The organism is Falsiroseomonas algicola (genome assembly GCF_011040385.1).
Taxonomy (GTDB): Bacteria; Pseudomonadota; Alphaproteobacteria; order Acetobacterales; family Acetobacteraceae; genus Falsiroseomonas; species Falsiroseomonas algicola.
On record NZ_JAAIKB010000049.1, the window covers coordinates 1 to 2,033 of the forward strand.

At 67.0% G+C, this 2,033-nt stretch carries 3 protein-coding genes; 1 reads left to right on the forward strand and 2 read right to left on the reverse strand.

Going from position 1 to position 2,033, the window contains the following annotated elements; all coding sequences use genetic code 11:
• Positions 1 to 190, forward strand: a 190-nt coding sequence (locus G3576_RS30930; protein WP_164698325.1) for a transposase, incomplete at its 5' end; no start/stop codon positions are given.
• Positions 191 to 648: 458 nt separating this feature from the next.
• Here the strand turns inward: G3576_RS30930 and G3576_RS30935 are convergent.
• On the reverse strand, positions 649 to 1,224 hold the full coding sequence (locus tag G3576_RS30935) for a class I SAM-dependent methyltransferase (protein WP_164698326.1): 576 nt from the start codon (positions 1,222 to 1,224) through the stop codon (positions 649 to 651).
• Between the two features lie 153 nt (positions 1,225 to 1,377).
• Positions 1,378 to 2,033 (reverse strand): hypothetical protein (locus tag G3576_RS30940; RefSeq protein WP_456237361.1); only part of this gene is annotated, 656 nt, incomplete at its 5' end.

Consider the following 2,033-nt stretch of genomic DNA (forward strand, 5'->3'; position numbering starts at 1 on the left):
CAAGCGGCTTGGCCGCCATCGCTGGGTCGTCGAACGCACCCTCGCGTGGATGGCCCGCTTCCGCCGCCTCGTCGTCCGATACGAACGCCGCGAAGACATCCACCTCGCCTTCGTGACCCTTGCCGCCGCCCTCGTCTGCCTCAACCAAATCAACAGGTTCTGTCAGGCGCTCTCAGGCGCGGCGGTATAAAGTGTGGGCTCCGAATGCGGCCGCCGCCATCCATCGGCTTGGCTGAAGTGCCAAGCCCATGGACGGCCGGCGCCCGCGAGAAATTGGCAGAGGATACGCTGCGAAAGCCTCGGCATCGAGACTTGCGGCAGGTTGGGGCTCAAGGCGAGATCAAGAGAACGCAAACCACATCCCGCAAACATCCCGCTACCACGCCGTTCGTTTCGCCCTGATAGCCCGTGGAGACCTTCCATAGCCTTGCTTATGTCACTGATTCCCCTTTCTGCGCTGTTAAAATGGCAGCCCTCCGAAGGCAAGGGTCGTACGTTCGAATCGTATCGGGTCCGCCAATTTTTTCAGTGGGTTAGTGGGGCGCTGGCGTAGGCGGTGGGCGCTTGCGTGCTCCTACGCCCCCCTCCCCCCTCAACTGCCGTTCCGCATGCCTCAATGGAGTCCCGTACGGGCAGAGGCCGCGTCCATCACACGTAGGCTGCTGCCCATAGGGCGAACGACCCGTCCCGCAGCACGTTGACGACAGGGAAGCCGGCTTCCTCCAGGCAGGCCTGCAACGTCCGGGCGGTGAAGCCGGTCCGATGTGCCATGAACGCATTGCCCTGCGCGATGCTGGGACGGTGTCCGTAGAGGATGTCGAGCGGCGTGATCGGGCCCATGCTGGAGAGATAGGCAGCATCGCCAAGGCGATCCTCGGCAATGAGGCCTGCCACCTGCTGCAAGTCCGGCACGGCGATCAGGGCGAAGCCGCCGGGCTTCAGCACACGCCGGAACTCGGCGAAGGCAGCCGGAACCTCATGGGCATAGAGATGCTCGACGTTGTGGGACGACCAGACCGCATCGACCGACGCGTTCGGCACATCGGCCATGTCGGTGATCGTTCCCACGATATCAGGCTGGACCTCGGGGTCGATATCCAGCCGGATCTCGCGCCAGTCGCCGGGGTTGAAGAAGGCGGCTGGCAGCTTGGCGGGATTGGCGATGCCGCACCCGACATGCAGGACCGTGCGCAGGGTCGTCTCAGCGGCGCTGAACGCATTCATGGGCGAGCCATCCTCTTGATGCCGTCTCGAAGACCCGTTTCTGGCCCCCAGGCGTTGACGGCCTCTTTACGAATGAGCCGAGAAACGAGACCCGAGCGCGCGACGACCTCCGGCGCACGTGACGCCGGAGGTCGAGTTGCTCGCTGTAGAGGCTCAGGCGAACAGGGCGTTGATCTGGCTCGACGACATGGCGCCGAGCTGGGCGGTGGTGAAGGCGGCGGCCTGCGTGCTGCTCAGCGCCGCCAGATCCGCCGTTTCCATCGCCGCCACCTGGCCGGTCGTAAACGCCGCGATCTGCGCCGTCCCGAAGGCGGCCATCTGCGCCGTCGTCAGGGCGGTGACGGCCGCGCTGGTCAGTGCCGTGAGCTGGGACGTGCTCAAGGAGGCGAGCACGCCCGTGCCAAGGCCACCAATCTGCGCCGTCGCCAGGGCGCCGAGTGAAGCGGTCGTGAGGCCGGCTGCCTGCGTGCTGGTCAGGGCAGCAAGCTGAGTCGAGGTCAGCGCGCCGATCTGTGCCGTGGAGAGGGCCGAAAGGTCGGCCGTTTCCATGGCGCGGATCTGCGTCGAGGCCAGCCCCGCCACCTGCGCCGTGGTCAGCCCGGCCACCTGCGCCGTCGTCAGCGCCGCCACCTGCGCCGTGCCGAGGCCCCGCAGCGTCGCCGTGCCGATCGCGGCCAGGTCCGCCGTCTCGAAGGCCGCCACCTGCGCCGTCGTCAGCGATGCCAGCTGCGCCGAGCCGAGGCCCGCCATCTGGTTGGTGCCGAGGGCGACGATGTCCGCCGTCTCCAGCCCGCGCAGCTGCGCCGTGC